This is a genomic window from Synechococcus sp. LA31, from assembly GCF_018502385.1.
Lineage (GTDB): Bacteria > Cyanobacteriota > Cyanobacteriia > PCC-6307 > Cyanobiaceae > Vulcanococcus.
In genome coordinates this window covers 1,677,875-1,699,508 of the sequence record NZ_CP075523.1, presented here as the reverse complement: position 1 = coordinate 1,699,508, position 21,634 = coordinate 1,677,875, and the positions used below count along the sequence as shown (strand labels likewise).

Annotated in this window: 22 protein-coding genes; 12 read left to right on the top strand and 10 right to left on the bottom strand. The window is 63.4% G+C overall.

Annotated elements, in window-relative coordinates:
- The first annotated feature begins 24 nt into the window (after positions 1–24).
- Positions 25–1,290, top strand: a complete 1,266-nt coding sequence (locus tag KJJ24_RS09170) for a ChbG/HpnK family deacetylase (protein ID WP_250544572.1) — start codon at positions 25–27, stop codon at positions 1,288–1,290.
- On the opposite strand, the gene KJJ24_RS09165 is transcribed toward KJJ24_RS09170, so the two are convergent.
- A complete protein-coding gene (locus tag KJJ24_RS09165) occupies positions 1,233–2,228 on the bottom strand; it encodes a glycosyltransferase family 2 protein (protein WP_214338212.1) in 996 nt (331 codons plus the stop codon). The two genes, KJJ24_RS09170 and KJJ24_RS09165, sit on opposite strands and share 58 nt — an antisense overlap.
- A 75-nt stretch (positions 2,229–2,303) precedes the next feature.
- Between KJJ24_RS09165 and KJJ24_RS09160 the strand changes: the two genes are divergently transcribed.
- The gene (locus KJJ24_RS09160; protein ID WP_250544570.1) at positions 2,304–3,014 is read left to right on the top strand and encodes a pectate lyase; all 711 of its coding nucleotides are present in this window, start codon (positions 2,304–2,306) and stop codon (positions 3,012–3,014) included.
- Here KJJ24_RS09160 and KJJ24_RS09155 read toward each other — a convergent pair.
- On the bottom strand, positions 2,980–4,587 hold the full coding sequence (locus KJJ24_RS09155) for a DUF2079 domain-containing protein (RefSeq protein ID WP_214338210.1): 1,608 nt from the start codon (positions 4,585–4,587) through the stop codon (positions 2,980–2,982). The genes KJJ24_RS09160 and KJJ24_RS09155 overlap by 35 nt on opposite strands.
- Entirely contained in the window at positions 4,584–6,626 is a 2,043-nt protein-coding gene (locus KJJ24_RS09150) for a glycosyltransferase family 39 protein (protein ID WP_214338208.1), read from the bottom strand. The genes KJJ24_RS09155 and KJJ24_RS09150 overlap by 4 nt, the downstream gene beginning before the upstream one ends.
- A 180-nt stretch (positions 6,627–6,806) precedes the next feature.
- Between KJJ24_RS09150 and KJJ24_RS09145 the strand changes: the two genes are divergently transcribed.
- The 4 genes from KJJ24_RS09145 (at position 6,807) to KJJ24_RS09130 (ending at position 11,229) form a co-directional block, all read left to right on the top strand.
- Positions 6,807–8,408 carry an iron uptake porin gene (locus KJJ24_RS09145; RefSeq protein ID WP_214338207.1) on the top strand — a complete coding sequence of 534 codons (1,602 nt, stop codon included), beginning with the start codon at positions 6,807–6,809 and terminating at the stop codon, positions 8,406–8,408.
- A gap of 250 nt (positions 8,409–8,658) precedes the next feature.
- On the top strand, positions 8,659–10,251 hold the full coding sequence (locus tag KJJ24_RS09140; RefSeq protein WP_214338205.1) for an iron uptake porin: 1,593 nt from the start codon (positions 8,659–8,661) through the stop codon (positions 10,249–10,251).
- 342 nt (positions 10,252–10,593) lie between these two features.
- Complete coding sequence (locus KJJ24_RS09135) at positions 10,594–10,788, top strand: hypothetical protein (RefSeq protein ID WP_214338203.1); 195 nt, start codon at positions 10,594–10,596, stop codon at positions 10,786–10,788.
- A 90-nt stretch (positions 10,789–10,878) separates the two neighbouring features.
- A complete protein-coding gene (locus tag KJJ24_RS09130; RefSeq protein ID WP_214338201.1) occupies positions 10,879–11,229 on the top strand; it encodes a hypothetical protein in 351 nt (116 codons plus the stop codon).
- A gap of 83 nt (positions 11,230–11,312) precedes the next feature.
- On the opposite strand, the gene KJJ24_RS09125 is transcribed toward KJJ24_RS09130, so the two are convergent.
- Positions 11,313–12,533, bottom strand: coding sequence for a transporter substrate-binding domain-containing protein (locus KJJ24_RS09125; RefSeq protein WP_214338199.1), 1,221 nt, complete (start codon positions 12,531–12,533; stop codon positions 11,313–11,315).
- A 128-nt stretch (positions 12,534–12,661) separates the two neighbouring features.
- Between KJJ24_RS09125 and KJJ24_RS09120 the strand changes: the two genes are divergently transcribed.
- Positions 12,662–13,330 carry a J domain-containing protein gene (locus KJJ24_RS09120; protein WP_214338197.1) on the top strand — a complete coding sequence of 223 codons (669 nt, stop codon included), beginning with the start codon at positions 12,662–12,664 and terminating at the stop codon, positions 13,328–13,330.
- On the opposite strand, the gene ndhO is transcribed toward KJJ24_RS09120, so the two are convergent.
- Entirely contained in the window at positions 13,327–13,578 is a 252-nt protein-coding gene (ndhO, locus tag KJJ24_RS09115; protein WP_214338196.1) for an NAD(P)H-quinone oxidoreductase subunit O, read from the bottom strand. The two genes, KJJ24_RS09120 and ndhO, sit on opposite strands and share 4 nt — an antisense overlap.
- 39 nt (positions 13,579–13,617) lie before the next feature.
- Between ndhO and KJJ24_RS09110 the strand changes: the two genes are divergently transcribed.
- Together KJJ24_RS09110 and KJJ24_RS09105 are read left to right on the top strand one after the other, a co-directional pair.
- Positions 13,618–14,862 (top strand): cation:proton antiporter, encoded by a 1,245-nt coding sequence (locus KJJ24_RS09110; protein WP_250544568.1) that lies wholly within the window; start codon positions 13,618–13,620, stop codon positions 14,860–14,862.
- Between the two features lie 28 nt (positions 14,863–14,890).
- Positions 14,891–15,820: a TIGR01777 family oxidoreductase gene (locus KJJ24_RS09105; RefSeq protein WP_214338194.1), complete on the top strand. Its 930-nt coding sequence runs from the start codon at positions 14,891–14,893 to the stop codon at positions 15,818–15,820.
- On the opposite strand, the gene KJJ24_RS09100 is transcribed toward KJJ24_RS09105, so the two are convergent.
- From KJJ24_RS09100 to KJJ24_RS09085, 4 genes are read right to left on the bottom strand one after another with little or no spacing between them, the layout of a single operon-like run.
- Positions 15,789–16,073, bottom strand: a complete 285-nt coding sequence (locus KJJ24_RS09100) for a hypothetical protein (protein ID WP_214338192.1) — start codon at positions 16,071–16,073, stop codon at positions 15,789–15,791. The genes KJJ24_RS09105 and KJJ24_RS09100 overlap by 32 nt on opposite strands.
- Positions 16,066–17,286: a lipid-A-disaccharide synthase-related protein gene (locus KJJ24_RS09095; protein ID WP_214338190.1), complete on the bottom strand. Its 1,221-nt coding sequence runs from the start codon at positions 17,284–17,286 to the stop codon at positions 16,066–16,068. Before KJJ24_RS09095 ends, KJJ24_RS09100 begins: the two co-directional genes overlap by 8 nt.
- A complete protein-coding gene (locus KJJ24_RS09090) occupies positions 17,283–17,711 on the bottom strand; it encodes a hypothetical protein (RefSeq protein ID WP_214338189.1) in 429 nt (142 codons plus the stop codon). Before KJJ24_RS09090 ends, KJJ24_RS09095 begins: the two co-directional genes overlap by 4 nt.
- A 58-nt stretch (positions 17,712–17,769) precedes the next feature.
- Positions 17,770–18,180 (bottom strand): iron-sulfur cluster assembly accessory protein, encoded by a 411-nt coding sequence (locus KJJ24_RS09085; protein WP_214338187.1) that lies wholly within the window; start codon positions 18,178–18,180, stop codon positions 17,770–17,772.
- 104 nt (positions 18,181–18,284) lie between these two features.
- Between KJJ24_RS09085 and zds the strand changes: the two genes are divergently transcribed.
- From zds to KJJ24_RS09070, 3 genes are read left to right on the top strand one after another with little or no spacing between them, the layout of a single operon-like run.
- Positions 18,285–19,778, top strand: a complete 1,494-nt coding sequence (gene zds, locus KJJ24_RS09080) for a 9,9'-di-cis-zeta-carotene desaturase (protein ID WP_214338185.1) — start codon at positions 18,285–18,287, stop codon at positions 19,776–19,778.
- Positions 19,779–19,814: 36 nt separating this feature from the next.
- Complete coding sequence (locus KJJ24_RS09075; RefSeq protein ID WP_214338183.1) at positions 19,815–20,270, top strand: SRPBCC family protein; 456 nt, start codon at positions 19,815–19,817, stop codon at positions 20,268–20,270.
- Entirely contained in the window at positions 20,251–20,811 is a 561-nt protein-coding gene (locus KJJ24_RS09070) for a hypothetical protein (RefSeq protein WP_214338181.1), read from the top strand. The genes KJJ24_RS09075 and KJJ24_RS09070 overlap by 20 nt, the downstream gene beginning before the upstream one ends.
- On the opposite strand, the gene KJJ24_RS09065 is transcribed toward KJJ24_RS09070, so the two are convergent.
- Positions 20,801–21,631: a uroporphyrinogen-III synthase gene (locus KJJ24_RS09065; RefSeq protein WP_250544559.1), complete on the bottom strand. Its 831-nt coding sequence runs from the start codon at positions 21,629–21,631 to the stop codon at positions 20,801–20,803. The genes KJJ24_RS09070 and KJJ24_RS09065 overlap by 11 nt on opposite strands.
- Positions 21,632–21,634: the final 3 nt, after the last annotated feature.

Here is a 21,634-nt window from a genome sequence, read left to right as displayed (position 1 = left end):
CGCTGGCCATGAACGGCTGTGGGAGTGCGGGCAAAGCTGGCGGAGCTAATGCGCTACGGCGGCGTTGGGGTGTTGGCGGCAGGGATCCATGCCCTGGTGCTGCTCTGTGGCGAATGGCTGGGTTGGCCTCTGTCGTTGGCCAATCTCTCGGGTTTTCTGCTGGCGTCGTGTTGGGGTTATCTCGCTCATGCACTGTTCACGTTTCGGGAACACACCGGTGGAGCGCCCTTCCCGCGGCGGTGGCTGCTGATTCAAACCAGCCTCAATGTGCTGGTGAGCTTGCTGCTGCCGGGTTGGCTGGGCCTGTGGGCCCGCAGCGTCGCTGGCACGGCGGTGATGGTGTTCACCCCAACCGCGATCAATTACGTGATCTGGTCGCTGGCGGCCCGCCACAGCCGGGCCCGCCGCCAGCGCGAGGCCGTCGTTGGCCTGGCGCCTGTTCGCTTCCATGCCGACGATTTGGGGCTGCACGAGGCGGTGAACACCACGATCCTGAACCTTCACGACGCCGGTGCGCTTGATTCGGCCAGCGTGCTGGTGGCTGGACCGGCCGCGATGGCCGCTGCGCAGGCTTGTGCTCAGCGGCCTCAGTTTGAATTGGCCTTGCACCTCTGCTTGAGCGAGGGTCCACCAGCGGCGGATCCCAAGCGGATTCCGGCGTTGCTCGATGGGGAGGGCCGCCTGGCGCTGGGGTTTGGCCGCCTGCTGCTGCTGAGTTGTCTCCCCCGCTGGTGGCGGGCGCGCCGCCGGATCGAGCAGCAGCTCGCCTGCGAACTCACGGCTCAGATTCAATGGTTTCAACGGCTCTTTCCCGGGCGGTCCCTAAGGCTGGATGGCCACCAGCACGTGCATCTCACGCCGCTGGTGTGGCAGCAGATCGGCCAGCTCCCTCCGGCGCTTCAGCCCACCTGGATCCGCAGCCTGCGCGAGCCTTGGCCCTGGCGGGGTATCCCCCTGACGCTCTGGTGGCAGGGCTGTTTGGGCCTCGGGCCGCTCAAGTGGTTGCTGCTGCGCCTGCTCAACAGCGGTCGTGCCGCTGAGCTGGCCCGCCGCGGGATTGCTACCAATGCCGGCTTCTGCGGGGTGCTGTTCACGGGCCGGATGGATACCGCGGTGATCACCTCGGCCGAGCGCCAGCTGCGGGTCGAAGGTGGCCTTGTGCTGGCCCACCCGGCGGAGGGCTACTCGTTTGAAGCGGCTGAGCTTCAGGCCTACCCGCTCTCACGCCGCTTTTATGCTTCGCCCTGGCGATCCCGTGAAGCCGATGCGCTGATGCGGCGCACCAGATAGGGCGGCCTCCGCTTGCTTTCTTCGAAGATGCGGCCGATGTATTCCCCGAGGATGCCGATCCCGATCAGCTGTACGCCGCCAAGAAACAGCACCGCCACGATCAGCGAGGCGTAGCCGGGTACATCGATGCCGTGCAGCAACGTGCTGATCACCAGCACCAGTGCGTACACCAGGCTGATCAGCGAGATCACCATGCCAACGCCAATCCAGATGCGTAGGGGAAGCACCGAGAAGCTGAAGATGCCATCGAGGGCGTAGCTGAATAGGCGCCGAGCGTTCCAGGTGGTGGCGCCGCTGTTGCGTTGGGACCGGTCGTAGCTGATGTCCACGCTGCGGAAGCCCGTCCAGGGGAAGAGGGCCTTGGAGAAGCGGGTGCCCTCGCGCATGTCGGTGAGGGCGCGCACCACCGGCTGGCTGAGCAGGCGGAAATCACCGGCACCATCCACCAGCTGCACCGAATCGGTGAGCCGGTTGAACAGGGAATAGAAGCCGGAGGCGCTGAGGATCTTGAGGGTGGATTCCTGATCGGCGGCGCTGCGGATCGCCGTGACCATCTCGGCGCCCTCCTGCCAATGGCGCGCCATCTCAGGGATCAGCTCTGGTGGGTGTTGCAGGTCGGCATCGATCAACACAACGGCGTCGCAGCGGCCCCGGGCCTGATCCAGCCCGGCCAGCATGGCCGCCTCCTTGCCGAAGTTACGGGTGAGTTCGATCAGGCTGATCGGTAAGGCTTGGGGTGATTCGCGCCTCAGCTCGATTTCGGCGCGAATCACGGCAGCGGTGTTGTCGCGTGAACCGTCGTCGATCAGCAGGAGCTGCTGCGCCAGCCCTAGGGCTTCGATGGCGGTGATGAACGCCCGGATCCCGCTGGCTTCGTTGAAGCAGGCCGCCACCACCCAGAGGCTTGGCGGCGATGCAGCGCTCGAGGCTGTGGTCATCCGGCAGGCCCGATCAGCCGGGCGTGAGTGATGTGGATCAGCAAAGCATCTGGGTTGTTAACGCAGCCTTAAGGTTTGGCAAATCCTCTGGGCCGCTGGATGACTGTTGAGCGACAGCTGCGCACCTTCCACACCCCTTGGGGCAGTTTCACCCCGGCGGTTGACACAGCACCACTGATTTACATGTTGGGGCTCTACGGGGTGGTGTATTTCCTGCCTTTCGGGGTCTTTGAAGCCTGGACCACCGGTGAGGACGGTCCGGTGGAGTGGCTCCAGTTTGCGGCCTATGCCGGTGCGTGTGTGTGCAGCCTGCGTGTGCTTTGGCTGCGGCGTCGCCAGTGGAGGTCGTTGCAGGGGGTGGCCTGGTTGCTTCTCACCCTGTTTCTCTTTTATGTGGCGGCTGAGGAGATCAGCTGGGGGGAGCGCATCCATGGCTGGGGGGTGGAGGCACTGCGCAACATCAATGCTCAGAAGGAAACCAACATCCATAACCTGCCGGCTGTACAGAACTACCTGCATGTGTCGTTCATCGCTGCCGGGCTTTTCTTTGGTTATGCGGGCTGGCGCTGGATGCCGCACATCGAGGCTTGGCCCGCTCGGCACTACAGCCTGTATTTCCTGATCGTGGCTCTCTTCTACACCTATTTTGATTTGAGCTGGATCAGCCATGCCGAGCGCATCCGCAACGATCAGGAAGGCATCGAGCTCTTGATGGCGGTGGGCCTGTTTCTGCACACACGCCATTGGGCGTTTAGCGCTGCTTCGCCTCCGCCAGCAGCTGATTGAGCTGCTTCTCCGCTGCCGGTTGGACGGGGCCATTGCGTTGCAGTAGCACCACGCCGTCGCGCACCTCCTGCACCTGATACCCATCGCCCGGCAATGTTTTCAGCTGCCGCAGGCTTCGCTTCAACGCTTTCTGCTCCTGGGGGAAGGCCACGGCATAGCGACGCTGTTGATCGAGATCAACGGCAATCCATTCCACGGGTGTGGCCTGGCCAGCGCGGGTTTGGTAGGCGACATGGTCGGGGAAGCGCACCAGCACCTGCCGCGCCGCCAGATGCGGGATAAGCGGGGTGCTGGCTGCCACGCTGGCTTTCGAGGGAATCAAACCCAGCACTGCATGAGCCTGCTGGCTGTGCTGCCATTGGCGTATCGGGTTGCTGTACACCAGGGGCTGGATGCTGTCGGGGATCAGCCACGACAGGCTGCGGTTGGGATTGCTGCCCAGGGTGAACAGCAGGGACAGCAGGATGCAGCCAGCCCACACACGCCGTAGTCGCCTTGAGGCGAACAGCGGCTGGTGGCGCTGCCACCAGAGGGCACTGCCGGCAAACAGCCCCGGTACCACCAGGTAGGTGTAGCGGATGTTGATCGATAGGGGGTTGTTGGAGCCCTGGGCCAGCAGCAGGCCGAGCAGAGGCAGGCCCATCAACAGCCAGCTGTCGAGCGCGATCCAGGGGATGAACAACAAAGGCAGGCCCTGGCCTGCCAGGTAAAGCAGCGTGTCGCGGGGTGGGCTCACCAGCTCCCGCAGCAGCACCAGCGGTTGCTGCAGGGCGCGCACGGCTGTTTCAAGGCTGCTGGCCTGTTCCTGGCCCTGCAGGTATTGGCCGAAGTTCTCCACCATGAAGCGGCGGGAGTTGTCCTGGCTGAACAGCGGCATCAGCACGTTGGTGACCAGCACCACCCAGCCGCCCCCCCAGGCGATCAAAGCCAGCGCGAGGGGCCAGCGCGAGCGCTGCCGCACCAGTAGCCACAGCCCGATCCCCACGAGCACTACGCCGGTGTCTTCGCGGATCAGGGGCATCAAGAACGCCGCGGGCAGGGTCAGCCAGAGGCGCCGCTCCAGCAGACCAAGTAGAAGCACGAACACGCACAGCGGCAGCTGGCTGAGATCAGTGAAATTGCCCAGGGTGGGGCCGATGACGGCATTGGCGCCGAAAAAGGCCATGGTGAGCATCGCCGCTAGATCCGCCTCCAGCCGCAGGCGGGCGATGCGATGCAGCACCAGGCCGGCTGCGGCGATCAGCGCCACCTGCAGCATCGGCAGGGCCCATTTGCCGAGCAGTGCCACCAGCGGGATCCACAGGGCCAGGGTGGGTGTGAAGTGCTGTCCGAGGCGGTGGTAGCCGATGGCCGGCAGTTGGCCGCCATGAACCACGTTGGTGGAAAGTTGCGAGGAGAGTGTGCTCTCGAATGGATGGCCGCTCAGGCCGTTCCAGAGCACTTGGAACAGGATCCCCTGATCCATCGTGGCGGCGAAGCTGTGCAGTCGCCACCACTGCAGTGTCCAGCCCACCAGGGTGAACACCCCGGCTGCCAGCCACACGCGTTGCTCTGGGGTCAGGCGCTGGCTCATGGCTGTTTCAGCTCCAGCGACACGCGTTCAACCGCGGCCGGCAGGCTGCTGCGCAGCGCGATGGGGCCGCGTGGATCGAAGCAGAGGCTGCGGCTCAGATCGCGAAGGGCCATCAGCACCGGAGTGGTATTGGGATCACTGTCGCGCGCGTCGGCCACCCTGGCCGCGCTGCAACTTCGCCAGTCAGCTAGCTGCACCACGCTGCGATAAGCGGTGGGCCAGTGACCGTTGCCCTCGAGTTGCTCCAAGCGGGCAAACCACTGATCAGCCTGTTGTGGCCGGTTCTGTAGCACCGCTACCAGGGCCAGGCTCCAGAGCGCATCGCGATGGCTGGGATTGCGCTGCAGCTGGGCCTCCGCCCACTGCTTCACCTCGGCCTGATAGCTGAAGCGAGGATCGAGCAGATGCCAGGGGCCGATCGCCGCAAACACCGGCTGCAGGCCCCGGGGCCCCTGCTCCAGCCCCCGGGCCAGGCTGATGAACCGCTGCTGGAAGCTGCTGGGTGCTGCCACACCAGGCTTGCGCCGCCACAACTCCAGCTGGCGCTGCTTGCTCCAGGGCCAGATCTGCACGCGTTCGTAGCGGCCATTGCGGCGTACGGCGCGGCTGAGAGCCCGAGCGGAGGCTCGGCTCGTGCCCTGGTCGCCAGTGGCGATCAGCCACCACTCCCCCTGCTCGAGAGCCAGCTCCTCCTGGCCGGGATTGCGCCCCAGCCGGCGCACCAGCACCTGGCCACCCTGTTGGCGGCCCAACAGGGTGAGGCTGTGTTCGTTGAGATCGGCGCTGCTGCCGCTGATCAGCAGAGTGGTGGGGGCATCGCCTACACGCTCCCGCAGGCTCTGCATCGCTGCCACCACGGCGGAGGGGGGATCGCGATCCAGTTCGCCCAGGCTGGCGCGGGCCGCGATCCCGCCAGCGCTGATCAACCCCAGAGCAAGGGCTCCGCTGGCCCAGTGGCTCGAGCGCTGGCGGGCGATCCATTGTCCCAGGGCCCACCAACCCCGCGCCAGCAGAAGGGCTAGCAGCGGCAGCACCGGCGCGATGTAGCGCTCGTCTTTATTAGGGCTGAGGCTTGTGCAGAGCCAGCCGCTGATCGCGACTCCCAGCAGCCAGCCCCAGCCGGCCTGCCAGCGTTGACGCCAGTGGCCGCGATGCTGCCAGCCCAACAGGGCCAGCCCGGCCAGCCCGGCGCTGACTGTGGCGACGCCCAGCTGGCTCGCCCACAGGCGTGGGTACCAGATCAGGCTGCGGGGATCGAGGCTGCCGGGATCACCTTCATCAGCCCCTGAACTGATCACGGCACGCTCAGTGCCGCCCAGGGTGGTGATCCAGTTGTGATGCAGCCAGGGCAGCAGCAAGGCCAGCACCAAAGCCAGCGCAGCCCACGCCTGCCAGCGTCGTCTGGGGTGTGCCTGGGCCTGGCCGAAGCTCCATAGGGCCGGTAGAGCCAGCACCAGCAGCGCGCTTTGTTTGATCAGCAGGGCTGCGGCGATGGCGGCGGCGGCGGCGATGGCCTGTCCCCATCCGCCGCCGCCCTCACGCCGCTGCCAGCGCCAGAGCAGCCATAGGGCCAGGCTGCAACTGGCGGTGAGCGGCATGTCGAGGGTGAAGTCCACCCGCAGGCCGGATAGCGCTGGTGCCAGGGCTACCAGGCTTGCCGCGAGTAAGCCAAACGACGCGTTGAGCAGCTCCTGGCCCCAGCGGGCGATCACCAGCAGCAGCAGGCCATGCCAGAGGCTCAGGGACCAGCTGGCGCCGTTCACAGTTTCGCCGGCTACGGCCATCACCGTGCCGCTCACCAGCGATGCCAGCGGTGGGATTTTGGGCGAGAGATCCATCAGCCCTTGCCAGCCCGGCCAGCTCCCGCCGCCCAAAAGCCCCAGGGCGCGGCCGTGATCAATGGCGCTGTTGAGGTAGTCGGCTTGATCCCAGGCCGGCAGGCGTTGATCAGCCATAAGCCAGGCGCGATCGGCGGCGGTGGCCAACAGCCAAATGCCCAGTAGTACCAGCCACCACAGCCAGGGCGATCGCTTCAACACAGGTGGTGGCGTGTGGGGGGTTGCGAGAAGTCTGAGCGAGCGCGGCATTGAGGGCCGTTGTGTATTGGTTGCTACATGCCATTGCGGTTTGTGGCACAGCTTCTCTGTGTTTGCCGTGGCAGGGCTTGCAGGATGCCTCCACGGCGCATTGCGCCCAATTCCTCTTTTGGTGTGAGGACCATGAAACTGTTCCAGAAGCTTCTTCTGGCGCCTGCTGCCCTGGGCCTGATGGCTCCCGTGGCTGCATCCGCCTCTGAACTCAACATCGCTGGCGTTAGCCAGTACGGCTCTGAGGAGCAGGTGACTTCGATCACCCAGTTCTCCGACGTGCAGCCCACCGACTGGGCTTATCAGGCTCTGAGCAACCTGATCGAGCGCTACGGCTGTGTGGCCGGCTACCCCAACGGCACCTACCGCGGCAGCCGTGCGATGACCCGCTTTGAAGCGGCCGCCCTGCTGAACGCTTGCCTCGACCGGATCACCGACGTGACCGACGAGCTGAAGCGCCTGATGAAGGAGTTCGAAAAGGAACTCGCCGTGCTGAAGGGCCGCGTGGATGGCCTCGAGGCCAAGGTTGCTGAACTGGAAGCCACCCAGTTCTCCACCACCACCAAGCTGAAGGGTATTGCCACCTTCGTGATGGGTGCCAACAGCTTTGGCGGCAGCAACAGCAACGCCTCTGACGCTGCCAAGACCCTCGAAGGCGCTACCGCTTTCAATTACGACGTTCGCCTGAACTTCGACACCAGCTTCACCGGCAAAGACCTGCTGCGCACCACCCTGCGCTCGGGCAACTTCGGTGATTCCCCCTGGGGCGCCGCCGGCACCGTGGGCGCTAATGGCGCCAACCTCGGCCTGAACGCTCTGGAAGTGGCCTTCCAGGAAGATGCTGGCCCGAACGTGGTGGGCATCGACCGCCTCTTCTACCAGTTCCCCGTTGGCGACAAAGTCACCGTCACCTTCGGTGGCCGTGTGCGTCAGGACGACATGCTGGCCATGTGGCCCAGCGTGTACCCCGCTGACACCGTCCTCGACGTCTTCACCTACGCCGGTTCCCCTGGCACCTACAGCCTGAACAAAGGCGCAGGTGCTGGTGTGTGGTACGCCGATAACGGCTGGAGCTTCAGCCTCAACTACGTGTCCGCTAACGCCAACGTTGGTAACCCCAACGAAGGTGGTATTGGTACCGACGGCGCTGCCCAGACCTTCACCGGTCAGCTCGGCTACGCCGGCGACAGCTGGGGTGCGGCTGTTGCCTACAACTACGGCAACGGCGTGGGCCCTGCCTCCGGTACTCCCGCTGCTGTTCTGCAGGGCGCCTTCGCTGGTGCTGGCAGCAACAACTCTGTCGCTGTGAGCGCTTACTGGCAGCCTTCCGAGAGCGGCTGGGTTCCCTCCATCAGCCTTGGCTGGGGCATCACCAGCTACAGCTCTGACAACACCGCCTTCGACTTCGACGGCGTGGCCTCCCAGAGCTGGTATGTCGGCCTGCAGTGGGACGACGCCTTCATCAAGGGCAACGCTCTCGGTATGGCAGTGGGCCAGCCCACCTTCGTCACCGCTTGCGACAAGGACCTCTGCGGCGCCTCACCTAAGGACGGCAACTACGCCTGGGAGTGGTGGTACAAGTTCCAGGTCACCGACAACATCAGCGTGACCCCCGCTCTGTACTACCTGTCCAACCCCCTGGGTCAGCTGGGCTGGGAACTCAACAACAAGCGCAACGACAGCGCTCCCCTCAACAACTTCGGTGGCATCATCAAGACCACCTTCAAGTTCTGATCTGTTGATCTGAACCGGAGCTCACTTCTCACACACCTCGAGCTCCATTTCTCACACATTTGCCTCACTTCAGCCCTGGCCTTTGGCCGGGGCTTTTTTGATGAGATGACGGCAGTTGCACTCCGCACCATGCCTGTGTATCGCTGGCTACCTGGCCCTGTGCTGCGCCGTTCTCTGGCTTGAGGTGCTGTCCCTTAAGTTCTGCACAACTCAGGCCTTATGCCTGGGCCCCTCAATTGGTGTGAGGACCATGAAACTGTTCCAGAAGCTTCTTCTGGCGCCTGCTGCCCTGGGCCTGATGGCTCCCGTGGCTGCATCCGCCTCTGAACTCAACATCGCTGGCGTTAGCCAGTACGGCTCTGAGGAGCAGGTGACTTCGATCACCCAGTTCTCCGACGTGCAGCCCACCGACTGGGCTTATCAGGCTCTGAGCAACCTGATCGAGCGCTACGGCTGTGTGGCCGGCTACCCCAACGGCACCTACCGCGGCAGCCGTGCGATGACCCGCTTTGAAGCGGCCGCCCTGCTGAACGCTTGCCTCGACCGGATCACCGACGTGACCGACGAGCTGAAGCGCCTGATGAAGGAGTTCGAAAAGGAACTCGCCGTGCTGAAGGGCCGCGTGGATGGCCTCGAGGCCAAAGTGGGCGAACTGGAAGCCACCCAGTTCTCCACCACCACCAAGCTGAAAGGTGAAGCCACCTTCGACATGGGTGCTTACACCTATGGCGGTTCTGCCAAGAAGGGCAATAACGGTCCTGGTGTGGATGAGAACGGCCTTTACTCGGCCTTCGTCTTCAACTACGACGTTCGCCTCAACTTCGACACCAGCTTCACCGGCAAAGACCTGCTGCGCACCCGCCTGCGCTCTGGTAACTACGCCGCTTCAGCCTTCGACGGTGGCCAATACCGCGGCACCAAGCTCGACAAATCGTTCGAGTCGAAGGCTGGCCCCAACGTTGTTGATATCGACCGTCTGTATTACACCTTCCCGGTGGGCAGCGGTGTGAAACTCACCGTTGGTGCCCGCGCTCGTAACACTGAGCTGCTGGCGATTACTCCCACCGCTTATAAGTCGAACCTGCTCGACTTCTTCACCGGCACCTACGGCACCTCTGGTGTCTACAACAAGGAAACCGGTGCAGCCGTTGCAGCTGTGTGGAAGCAGTCAGTGAAGAAGGGCAACCCCTACCTGGCCGCTTCTGTGAGCTATGTGGCTAAGGAAGCTCAAAAGGGCAACCCGAATGAGGGTGGCATCATGACCGATGGTGGCGGTGGTTCGTTCACAGCTCAGCTTGGTGGTGCCGGTCAGAACTGGGGCCTCACGGGTGCCTACCGTTACGGCCAGTGCGGCACCGACATCCGCTCCGGCACGCAGTACACCTATGCGCTCTCGAAGCTGAAGTGTGCTGATCTGAACGGCGGTGCAGCCACCAACAGCTTCGCCCTGAATGGTTATTGGCAGCCTTCCCAAAGCGGCTGGGCTCCTTCCATCAGCGCTGGCTGGGGTATCACCGGCTTCACCGATGGCTATGAGGATCTGAGCAACACCCAGAACGCCCAATCTTGGATGGTCGGTCTGCAGTGGAACGACGTGTTCATCAAGGGCAACTCCGCCGGTATGGCCGTGGGTCAGCAGCCCTTCACCACTTCCACCTTCAACGGTGACACCGCCTACGACGGCAACTATGCCTGGGAATGGTGGTACAACTTCCAAGTCACCGACAACATCAGCGTGACCCCCGCTCTGTTCTATCTGAGCCGTCCTGCTGGTCAGAACACCCCCCAAGGCGAAACCTTCAATGCCTTTGGTGGTGTGGTTCAGGTGGGCTTCAAGTTCTGATCGTCTGATCAGACCACTCCTCACGCGCACCTCGCGCACACTCACACACCAAGATCACAGGCCCCTCGCTTCGGCGGGGGCTTTTTCATGCACATCCCCGGTAGCCGATGAGGGCTTCTCGGCCTTCCAGCGATCTGGTGGTTCGGGGGAAGGGCGAACGGATGCATCAAATGCGCGACAAAAGCTTTTCTGTGCGCGTTGGCCATCGTTTGCACGTGCTGTGGTTGGAATGCCACGCCTGCGACAGGGGGCCCCTGTCGTGGCATCAATTCACTGAGGTGTAAACGTTTGTATCTGTCCGTTAGACGCCGCCAGTAGCCTTCCACGCCTGACATTTTCACCATGATTACGACCTATTCCACGCTCGACCGAACTTCCTCTTATCTGATTCTGCGCCTCGCGGATCTGTGGATCAATGCGCGGTTGTTCGGCCGTGATGCCATGTGTCAGCTCGAAGCTGTCTTGCTCGATATTGCTGATGAGGCTCGTCATGAAGGCCGCAGGCTGGGAGAGAATAAGATGGTGATAGCCGGTTGAGGTGGCTGTGTGTCGCCCCTTCTGCAAACTTCTGGGCATCAGCTGGGCTGCGCGGAGGTCGTCGTGATGGCTGCTCAGTTGTTCACTTAGTTGATCAATGCTCTGAGGAGCCAGTTTGAGATCGGGATCTTTGGTGTAACTGGAACGGTTCAGTCTTTTACGGGTGAGGTGGCGATTCGTGCTTCAAATGCTATGCGCTACATTGATGGCTTGGTTTATTGTTCGCTGGCGCGCGACCTGCGCGAAGAGTCAGGAATTGTGTTTCGGGGAATTGAGGAGGAGGAGATGCTGCTCAATGCCGGGGAATCCAGTTTTCTCTGGAGCTACCGCTATGACCTTGAGAGCCCTCGTGATCTCCCGATCCAGAGCTCGTTAACTCTTGCAGAGCCTGACCATAGTGATCGTCATGGTTGCCTGTGTAGCGACCTTGTTGGCTCATAGGATCTAGCTATTCTGTGGGGTTGATCGTGGATTTCGGTCAACCTTGGGGGCTTTATGGCCAGCTGAAGGCCATGCGAAGCTGTTCATTCCTTGAGCCAGCGCTTCTGAAGCTTGCTGTAGGTTCCGTCGTAGTAGCTCCGGGAAATGGCAGCATTAAGTATTTTTGATCGTGGGTCTTCGTTGAATTGATTAGAGAAGCCAAAGGCCATTAGTAGCGGCATCAATTCTCCGGAAGCCGCGACAACCTTCGGAATGGGAGGCATGTGATTGAGCGTGGTGAGAACCGTTGCCTCGTCGTCGAGAATCGCGTTTGCTTTTCCACTTTGCAGCATGGCGATGCAGGTTTTCGTCCAGTAGCAGTCGATGGTTTTGGCGTTATTACTCTTCGCAATCGATGACTGGATGGATCCGGGTATGGCTGCAAAGGTGAAACGGCTTAAATCCTCTAGCTGAATATCGGGTTGCGTTTGCCTGTTAACCGGCAGGGCTTCCTCGCTGGCCAAGCGGAACACATACGATGTGAAGTAGGCTGTCAGCAGCACTCGTGCAAATAGTGAGCCGATTGAGATCAGTCTGGTTGTGCTCCGTTTGGTATGGTCTGTGGAAAGTAAAAGTGTCTTTTGTAGAATGAAAATCAGCTGGTGACTTTTTCTTGGGTCGGGTAAGTCTTGCCGATGTCGCTCTAGGACCCAAACGGGGATAGCAAAAAGGCAGGCTATTAATGTCAGTCCCATAAAGATCAGCATCACTTCTCTTGAGAGGACGATGCGTAACATTGCTAGCGCGGTGGATTCTGTGGGCGCTAGTGCGTAGGCCTTGAGTTTGCTGCTAGCTGTTGGTAGTGAGAAGTTGAATTGTTTGCTGCGATTTTCATTGATGAGGATGCCAGAAATGCCAACGTCTGCTTCCCCGGAGCGGATCTCGGCAAGTAAGGAGGCGAAGCTGGATGCTCTTTTGATTTTGTATGGGATCTGGTGTGACTCGGCGATCATCCGCCAGAGATCGATCTCCAAGCCTGATGGCACGCCCTTCTCGTCGACGGCATAGGGAGGGTTAGGAAACCAAATCGCCCGCACGGTGTCGTGCTGTTTTGCTTCGGGGGTTTGTTCGTGAGCTTGAAGTGATCCCCCTGTCGCGCCGAAAGTTACGGTGCATGTGAGCAGCGTTGAGAGGACTTTCCCCCTGCGTCGTTTGAGCCATGCGTGCATTCGCATGAATCTTGCTTGAGTTAAGCAATCGTAGATTCGGGCCTGAAGGCGTGGCTTTTGCGCACGCTCTCGTGCCTTGCAGAAGGCGAGTTTCATGTCGTGCATCGTTGGCTGTCGCCCGTGATCGGGAGCTGCTCTGCAGCGTTGTGCCTATGGGCAGAACTTGAGCAGATCTACATCGCCGCCCCCTCCGTGGTGAAGATGGTGATGGCTCTGCTTTGCTCTTGCCCAATCCTTCCTCCACTCGCGATCCTTACAAGGTGCTTGGTGTGGCCGCTTCCGCCACGGCTGCGGAGATCAAGGCGGCTTACCGGGCTTTGGTGAAGCAGCACCACCCCGATGCGGGTGGCGAGGAGCATCGAATCTTGGAGCTCAATGCGGCCTGGGAAGTGCTGGGCGACCCCGACCGCCGCGCTGAACACGACCGTCTGCACAGCACGGCCGTGCGCTCAAGCCGGGCTGCTCGCAAGGCCACGGCTCAGGCGGCCCGCGGAGATGCTGAGCTGCTGGCCTGGCTGCAGCAGGTGTATGGCCCAATTGATCGCCTGCTGGCTCAGGTGATCAATCCCTTCCCGGCTCAGCTCCGCGCCCTCTCTGCTGATCCCTATGACGATCAGCTGATGGAGGCGTTCTGCGCCTTTCTTGAGCAGAGCCAGGCCCGCATGGAGAAAGTGGAGACCCTGTATCGCTCGCTTGCGGCTCCTGCGTCAGCCCATGGCTTCAGCCTGAGCGTGTATCACTGCCTCTCTCAAGTGCAGGACGCTCTGCTGGAGCTGGAGCGCTACACGATGGGGTATGTGGATAGTTATCTGCGTGACGGCCGCGAGATGCTGCGCGAAGCCAAACAGCGCCGCACCCGGCTGCATGAGGAGCGTCGTCGGCTTGAGATCTAGAAGGCCTCCAGCTGGTCGGACCGTAGCCACACGTCCGGAACGGGCCGGCGAAACCGCACCTGGGCGTAGTCGCCTTTGATCAGCAGCACCTCGGCAGGCCCTTCAAAGATGTAGTCAGGAGCGACAACATCGCTGGCCTGCGCCTCCAGGCTGGCGCTGTAGGCGCTGCGGTTCACCTTCACCAAGCTGCCTTTTTTGATGGTGCTCTTGGCTGCAGCCTGGGGTGCTGCCGCGGGCGTTTCAGCCATGGCGCTCTTGCGTGCTCCCAGGCAGGCTAGAGCCCTCCTGTGATCGCTGGTTCTGTGCCACCAAGCCTGGCGCTCCTCTTGGTGCTGTTTGGCGGCCTGTTGCTGCTCGCCCTCTTCCTCGACGACATCGCGTCTCAGATCCGCCTGCCCGGCATCCTGCTGGTGCTGGTGCTCGGTCTGCTGATCGACAACAACGTGCAGCCCGGGCCCAGCCAGCCGCCTTCGCTCTTGAGCCTCGGCCATGCCGATCAGCTGGCCCAGTTCGCCCTTGTTCTGGTGCTGTTTTTTGGGGGCTTGGCGGCCAACTGGCAGCAGATCCGGCAGGTGTTGGTGCCATCGTTGCGCCTGGCCACCCTCGGGTCGCTGCTCACGGCCGGTGCCCTGGCCCTGGTGGTGGTCGTGGTTCAAACCCTGCCAGGGCGACACTTCGCCGTGGGGGTGGCCGGTGCCTTGTTCGTGGGTGCCATGTTCTGCAGCACCGATGCCTCGGCGGTGCTCACCCTGCTCAGGCCCTTGCGCAGCCGCCTGCCCCAGCGATTGCTGGATCTGCTGGAGTGCGAATCCGGCTTCAACGATCCGATCGCGGTGGTGTTGGCCAGCCTTGCTCTGGCCCTTCCCCATGGCCAAGACACCGCCATTGCGCCGTTGTTGGTGGAGGTGGTGCGTCAGTTTCTTCTCGGTGCCTTTTTGGGTTTCCTGGGCGGCAAGGCCGCAGTGTTGATGTTGGGGCGCCGCCGCCATCCGCTCAACCTCAGCCAGGTCACCGTGATGGGTCTGGCGGCTCTGATGTTGGTGGCCGGTGGCTCGGCCTTGATGGGGGCTAGCCCTTTGTTGGCGGCCTATGTGATGGGTCTGGTGCTCGGTAACAGCGAAGAGGTGGACCCCGAGCAGCTGGAGGCCAGCCAAGCCGGCTTCGCCAAGCTGGCGGAGCTGATGCTCTTCTTGTGCCTCGGCCTGGTGGTGCAGCCCACCGAGGTGGTGGAGCTGCTGCCCACCGCCTTGATCCTGCTGTTGGTGTTGCTGCTGGTGCGCTGGCTGGTGGTAGCGCTGCTGCTGCTGCGCTCTGGGTTCAGCCGGGCCGATTGCCATTTCACCGCGCTGGCAGGGCTGCGCGGGGCGGTGCCTGTGGCCATCGCGTTGCAAGCAGCAGCCTCGGATGTGTCATGGGGAAGCGCGATGCCTGCTTTTGCGCTCGCAGTGGTGCTGTTGGGGCTGGTGCTGCAGGGAACGCTGCTCAATCCTTTGGCACGGCGCCTCGGCCTGGTGGGAGCCAGCCATCCCTAGCGTTGGCCGGCGAGCTGGAGCTGAACGCGTGCGGATTTTGTTGGTGGGTTGCAGCGGTTTTGTGGGCCGTGCCCTCGTGCCCCAACTGCTAGAGGCTGGCCACAGTCTCATCCTGGTGAGCCGCTCTGCGGCGCCCTTGGCCGGCCTGCAACATCCGCAGCTGCAGCGGTTGCAGGCCGATCCTGCCCAAGCCGCCAGCTGGCGGCGCCCTGAGCTCCAGCAGGCCCTGCGGGCTTCCGAGGCGGTGGTGAACCTGGCTGGTGAGCCGATTGCCGAGAAGCGCTGGACGCCCCAGCACCTGCAGCTTCTGACCAGCAGCCGCATTGATACCACCCATGCTCTGGTGGCAGCGATGGCTGCCCTGCCTCAAGAGCAGCGTCCATCGGTGCTGATCAATGGATCTGCCATTGGCTACTACGGCACCAGCAGCAGCGCCCAATTTTCAGAAGACAGCCCGGCTGGAACCGACGTGCTTGGCCGCCTTTGCGCGGCGTGGGAATCGGAAGCCCGCGGCGCTGAATCCCTGTGTCGCGTGGTGATCCTGCGCATCGGCATCGTGCTGGGCGCCGATGGCGGGGCCCTCGGCAAGATGCTTCCGGTGTTCCGGCTGGGCTTCGGTGGACCGATTGGCGACGGCCAGCAGTGGATGAGCTGGATCTCCCGCGCGGATCTCTGCAGCCTGATCACCGCAGCCCTGGCGGATCAGGCCTACAGCGGTGTCTACAACGCTGTGGCCCCGCAGCCCTGCAGCATGGCCACCTTTGCTGCGGCGTTAGGCCGTTGCCTGGGTCGCCCCAGCCTGTTGCCCGTGCCGGGCCCCCTGCTGCAGCTGCTGCTTGGTGATGGCGCCAAGGTGGTGCTCGAGGGGCAGAAGGTGGTGCCACAGCGTCTTCAGGCGCAGGGCTTCCAGTTCCGCCATGGCGAGCTCAGCGCTGCGCTCGCCGCTGCCACCACTTGAGGGCCCAGCCCAGCACCCCGCTGAGGATGGCCGCCCCCATCAGCAGGCCGATCGCCGGGGTGAACAGTGGCTCCCATAGCCGCTGAAACCAATCCAGGGGTGTTTCGATGCCGCGGCTGTGGCATAGCACTGCTACCCCAAACCAGATCGCCCCGGCGATCACCACAAACACATCCACCACCAGCAGGGTGTCGATCCAGCCCTTGAGCCTCTGGCCGAGCGGCAGAGAACTGCTGGTGGTGGGTTCAGCCATCCAGATGGGTGCGCAGATCGGCGGCCATCCTGGCGGCGCCGCCGCCGCTGCCGATGCGCTCGCGGCCCAGTTGTTGCAGCGCGGCACGCCAGCCGCCATCGCTCAGGAGCCGTGCGAGCAGTTGCTCCAGCAATGCGGCGGTGCCATCCAGCTGCTCCTCGCTGCCGGTAGGTCCGCTGGCGCAGAACAGGCCAGGCCCGAGCAGTCGCCGCTGCGCCTCAGCGAAATTAGCCGTGAATTGCGGCCCATCCCCCACCAGCTGAAGCACAGGTTTGCCGAGCCCCACGCATTGCTCAGCGGCGGTGCCCGTCATCGACAGGAGCAGGTCGCATTGCTGCACCACCGCTGCGAAGCGGCCCCATTCGAGCTGCAGCTGCAGTGGCCCCCTCTGCAGGCTGCAGCGCTCTTCTCCCTCCAGCTGCAGCTTCCAGCCCAGGCGGCTGGCTAGGGGGGCCACTTCCTGGGGGGTGAGCTTGCCCACTAAGGCCGCATGCAGCCCTAGCCGCTCGGCGGGCCGGAGCGGTTCGGGTAGGCGCTCAAGCACCCGCAGCATCAGCTCCAGGTTGTGTAAGGCTTCGGGGAGCCGACTGCCGGGCAGCAGGCCCAGCCGCTGTCTGGGGTGGCCCTTGAGTGGTTCGCTGGGGCTGAGAGCTCCATCGAAAAAGGGATTGCCGAGAAAGTGCACTGAACGTTGCAGCTGGCCGGTGAGGTCGGCGGCGGTGAGGGCATCGCGGCTGTAGATCGCCCGGGTGCGGCGCTGGCGCAGGCAGGATGCACAGGGCCATGGAAGCCGAAGTTTGCCTTCGTAGTGGCTGGAATAGGCCACCAGATAGGTGGCTGTGGGCCGCCCGCTCAGCCAGGCTGCGATTACGGGGATCACATCTCCCACCACCAGGATCAGCTGATAGCGAGGGGCGATGCGCAGCAGCAGCAGCAGCCGGCTGAGCAGGTAGATCACTTGTCCCTGCACCAGTTCGGTGAGGCGGCCAAAGGCGCTGGTGTAGCCCAGCCCGCCGGTGCTGTATTCGCGGGTGCGGCCCCGCAGGCGAATCCCAGCCTGCTCGTAGGCGCGGCCGTGGCCCACGAGCGGCAATGCGTCCACCGTGAGCCCTCGCTCGACCAGTGCTCGCCCGATCAGGGCGCCGCTGAGGTCTTCGCCATGCCCGTTGCTGAGCAGGAGGATCGGGCGAGGGTCGGTTGTGTGCGGGGTCAACCCTTGAGCCAATCCTGCACCTTCTGAAGCGCCTGCCAGTCGGGCCGGCGGGCCATGCCATCGGCGATGGAGTTATCCAGCTCCTCAGCCAGCTCAGGCGCCATCACCCGCACCCGTTGCACCCATTCGATGTGCTCGCGGACACCCTTGGCGTTGGTTTCCAGCATCGCCAGGCTGAGGTTGATGCGGGCCTGGGGGTCTTGGGGGTTGAGCTTCACGGCATTGCGGGCCGAGCGCATCGCCGCCTGGGGCTGATTGTCGAGAAGTTGCAGCCAGGCCAGGCAGGTCCAACCTGCTGAGAGCCGCGGCTCCTGCTCGGTGATCGTGAGGAAGCTGTCGATCACCTCGGGCAGCGGTGCACCTTGCTGGTAGCGCTGCAGGGCCTCCTCAAATAGCGAGGGTGCTTCGGCGACGGCGTCAGTCATGGGTCTGCGGCAGGCCTGGTCGTGCTCTCAGATTCGCACCCGGGCGGGATGCAGCCGCTCACACCGCAAACGAGCTGCCGCAGCCGCAGGTCTGGGTGGCATTGGGGTTGGTGAAATTGAAGCCCCCGCCGATCAGAGCACTGGAGAAATCCAGTTGCATGCCGTAGATGTAGAGAAGGCTCTTAGGGTCGCTCACCACGGTGAAGCTGGGTGCTCCGGCGGGCTCGTACACATAGCGCTCGTCATCGGCCTGGATGTCAGCCGCATCGATGAAGTCCATCGTGTAGCTCATGCCGCTGCAGCCACCTGAGCGCACGCCTACACGCAGAACCTTGCCGTCGCCCTGGGCCGGCAGCAGCGTGGCCAGCTGTTTCATGGCTGATTCGGTGATCTGAATCCCTTTGCCGTCGCGGCCGGTGTGCGTCGCCTGAGCGGCGGGGGCGGTGGTTGTGGCGGTATCGCTGGTCATCGAAAGGCTCTGGCCTGATCTCCCCATCGTATGGAGCACAACCCACACCTGCCGCTCTGCTGCCCCTCTCCATAGAGTCGTGCCCATTCCATGGGAGAAGCAGGGTGCGCGTCGCCATCGTGGGTTCAGGTCTGGCGGGTCTTGCCGCGGCCGTGGATCTGGTGGATGCCGGCCATCAGGTGGATCTCTACGAAGCCCGGCCGTTTATGGGCGGCAAGGTGGGCAGCTGGGTCGATGAGGGCGGCAATCACATCGAGATGGGGTTGCATGTGTTCTTTTTCAACTACGCCAACCTGTTTGCCCTGCTGCGCAAAGTGGGTGCGATCGACAACCTGCTCCCTAAAGACCACACCCACCTGTTCGTGAATGCCGGCGGCGACCTGCGTGAGCTGGATTTCCGCTTCGCCCTCGGCGCACCCTTCAACGGCCTGAAGGCCTTTTTCACCACCCCCCAGCTCGACTGGCTCGACAAGCTGCGCAATGCCCTGGCGCTGGGCACCAGCCCAATCGTGCGCGGTTTGGTGGATTACGAAGGGGCGATGAAGGTGATTCGCGACCTTGATCGCATCAGCTTTCAGCAATGGTTCCTCGGCCATGGCGGCAGCGAGCAGAGCATCAAGCGGATGTGGAATCCGATCGCCTATGCCCTGGGCTTCATCGACTGTGAAGCGATCTCGGCTCGCTGCATGCTCACTATCTTCATGATGTTTGCTGCCAAAACCGAAGCCTCCAAGCTCAACCTGCTCAAGGGATCTCCGCACCGCTGGCTCACCGGCCCGATCCTCGATTACATCCAGCAGCGCGGCGGCCGGTTGCACCTGCGCCACCGCGTTACCGAGGTGATGTTTGAAGAGGGCACAGCTGGTGCGGATGGTCAACCCAGCACCGAGGTGAGTGGCCTCAAGCTCGGTACTCCCGATGGCGAGATCACGGTGCAGGCCGATGCCTACCTCGCCGCCTGTGATGTGCCCGGCATCCAGCGAATGATCCCTGAGGCCTGGCGCCGCTGGCCACTGTTCGAGAATCTCTACAAGCTGGAGGCGGTGCCGGTGGCCACGGTGCAGCTCCGCTACGACGGCTGGGTGACCGAACTGGGCGACGGCGCCATCGAAGAAGCTGCTCGCCGCGATGTGGCCCGCCCTGCTGGCCTCGACAATCTCCTCTACACCGCTGACGCTGATTTCAGCTGCTTCGCTGATCTGGCTCTGGCTAGCCCGGAGGACTACCGCAAGGAGGGCGTGGGCTCGCTGCTGCAGTGTGTGCTCACCCCTGGTGATCCCTGGATCCCCAAGAAAACTGAGGAGATCGTGGCGGCCACCGATGAGCAGGTGCGGCGCTTGTTCCCATCGGCCCGCAATCTCAAGTTGGTGTGGAGCAATGTGGTGAAACTGGCCCAGTCGCTTTATCGCGAGGCGCCGGGTATGGAGCCTTACCGCCCCGACCAGGCCACCCCGGTGGGCAACTTCTTCCTCGCGGGTAGCTACACCAAGCAGGACTACATCGATTCGATGGAAGGCGCCACCATGAGCGGACGTTTGGCCGCTGCCGCCATCCTCGGCTCCACTGCGCAATTGGCCACCAACGCGGCCGTTGCCTGATCACCTGTTGCCTGCTCACCCCCTCGCTTGATTTCCATGGGCCGTTGGCTTGAACACAGCGTTACCTCTGAGGTACAGGCCTCGGCCGAGCGGGTGTGGGAAGTGTGGAGCGATCTTGAGGCGATGCCCCGCTGGATGAACTGGATCGAATCGGTGGTGACCGAACCCAACGATCCAGACCTCACCGATTGGACCCTTGCCGCTCAAGGCTTCCGCTTCCATTGGAAAGCCCGAATTACCCAGCGGGTGGAAGCCCAGCAGCTGCATTGGGAATCGGTGGGAGGCCTGCCCACTAAAGGTGCCGTGCGTTTTTATCCCCAGGGCCCTGAGCTCACCGCCGTGAAGCTCACCGTGAGCTACGAGCTACCGGGGGTGTTGGCACCCTTGATGGAACCCTCCATCCTGGGGGGGATCGTGACCAAGGAGCTCCAGGCCAACCTGGACCGCTTCCGCGATCTCGTGCAGAGCGGGTATGGCCAACAGCAGGCCTGAGTTCAGGGATTCAATCAGCCTTCGATGGATCAGGCCGCAGGCCCTGCTCCATCGAGCCATGGCGTTAATGGTGATCCCTGGCCTGGCGGCCTGTGGCTCCTCCCCCGATAGCGGCACGATCAGCCTGCCTCCTGCAGCCCCCAAGCCGCCTGCCTCGGCCCCGAAGGCTCCGATGACTGCTGATCCGCAGCCCGCTGCTGGCTTCACCCCCTTGCCCACCCCGCAGCAAGTGGTTGCAGCTTTACCCACCGGCCGCATCGACCCGTTTGCACCCCTTGCGCAACCCGCGGCTGCTGGAGCGCCGGCGGCTGCGGCATCGCCGTTGCGCTTCACCGGTGTGATTCGAACGGCCGGCCAGGCTCAGGCGCTCGTGCAGGTGGGTGATCAGAGCGGCGCGGTGTGTGTGGGGCGTCGTGGGGTCTGCCGCGGCTCCGGGTTGCCAGCCTTGCTGCCGGCGGATTGGAGTGTCACCAGCATCGATGTGGCCAGCGGCAGGCTTGTGCTCAACCAGGCTGGCCAGCGCCGGGTGTTCACGCTTTGAGCGGCTGGTTGTTCAAGGCCTGAACACAGGCTCGAACCAGGCCATCCAGGTCGTGGGGAACAGCCTCGGCATCCACGCGCCCCAGCAGGTCGCGGCAGGTGTGGCTTGTTTGCGGCCCGATCGACACCAGCGCCACCCCCTCCAGCTGTTGCTGCCAGGTGGCACCGAACTGCTGTTCCAGCAATTGAGCGGTGTGCTGCACCGTTTTGCCACTGCTGAAGGTGATCGCATCCACTGCACCCGCCGCCAGGGCTGTTGCGGTGGCGGCGGGCAGCGCGGCCGGGCAGCGCGATTCGTAGGCGGCCACCTCCACCACCCGCGCGCCGGCTTCGCCAAAGGCCTCTGCCAAAACGGTGCGGCCGCCGCTCTGCACACGGGGCAGCAAGAGGCGTAATCCCCAGCCAGACACGGGGAAGTGATCGATCAAGCTGTCGGCCACAAACTGGGGGGGTACGAAATCGGCCGGAGCGCCCAGCGCCTCCAGCCGCGCTGCTGTTTTGCGTCCCACGGCGGCGATCTTGAGGCTGCGCGGCCGCCGCGCCAGGCTCCCGCCTAACCGCTGCAGCCGCTGCTCCACGGCATCCACGCCGTTACTGCTCGACACCACCAGCCAGTGGAACTCCTCCAGTTCCGCCAGGGCATCGTCGAGCGGGCCCCACTCATCCGGTGGGCCGATTACCAGCGCTGGACAATCCAGCACGGTTGCCCCTGCTTGCTCAAACAGGCGGCGTGCTTCCCCCAGCTGTTGCTCAGCCCTGGTGACGGCAACCGTTCGCCCTTGCAGCGGCGGCACGCCATGGGCCGCGATGGGGTTGTGCACGTG

Bases quoted from the DNA above. Each gene is read 5' to 3' on its own strand.
- KJJ24_RS09165 (WP_214338212.1), bottom strand. From the start codon at position 2,228: ATGACCACAGCCTCGAGCGCTGCATCGCCGCCAAGCCTCTGGGTGGTG.
- KJJ24_RS09155 (WP_214338210.1), bottom strand. From the start codon at position 4,587: ATGAGCCAGCGCCTGACCCCAGAGCAACGCGTGTGGCTGGCAGCCGGG.
- KJJ24_RS09145 (WP_214338207.1), top strand. From the start codon at position 6,807: ATGAAACTGTTCCAGAAGCTTCTTCTGGCGCCTGCTGCCCTGGGCCTG.
- KJJ24_RS09140 (WP_214338205.1), top strand. From the start codon at position 8,659: ATGAAACTGTTCCAGAAGCTTCTTCTGGCGCCTGCTGCCCTGGGCCTG.
- KJJ24_RS09135 (WP_214338203.1), top strand. From the start codon at position 10,594: ATGATTACGACCTATTCCACGCTCGACCGAACTTCCTCTTATCTGATT.
- KJJ24_RS09125 (WP_214338199.1), bottom strand. From the start codon at position 12,533: ATGAAACTCGCCTTCTGCAAGGCACGAGAGCGTGCGCAAAAGCCACGC.
- ndhO (WP_214338196.1), bottom strand. From the start codon at position 13,578: ATGGCTGAAACGCCCGCGGCAGCACCCCAGGCTGCAGCCAAGAGCACC.
- KJJ24_RS09100 (WP_214338192.1), bottom strand. From the start codon at position 16,073: ATGGCTGAACCCACCACCAGCAGTTCTCTGCCGCTCGGCCAGAGGCTC.
- KJJ24_RS09090 (WP_214338189.1), bottom strand. From the start codon at position 17,711: ATGACTGACGCCGTCGCCGAAGCACCCTCGCTATTTGAGGAGGCCCTG.
- KJJ24_RS09085 (WP_214338187.1), bottom strand. From the start codon at position 18,180: ATGACCAGCGATACCGCCACAACCACCGCCCCCGCCGCTCAGGCGACG.
- KJJ24_RS09075 (WP_214338183.1), top strand. From the start codon at position 19,815: ATGGGCCGTTGGCTTGAACACAGCGTTACCTCTGAGGTACAGGCCTCG.
- KJJ24_RS09070 (WP_214338181.1), top strand. From the start codon at position 20,251: ATGGCCAACAGCAGGCCTGAGTTCAGGGATTCAATCAGCCTTCGATGG.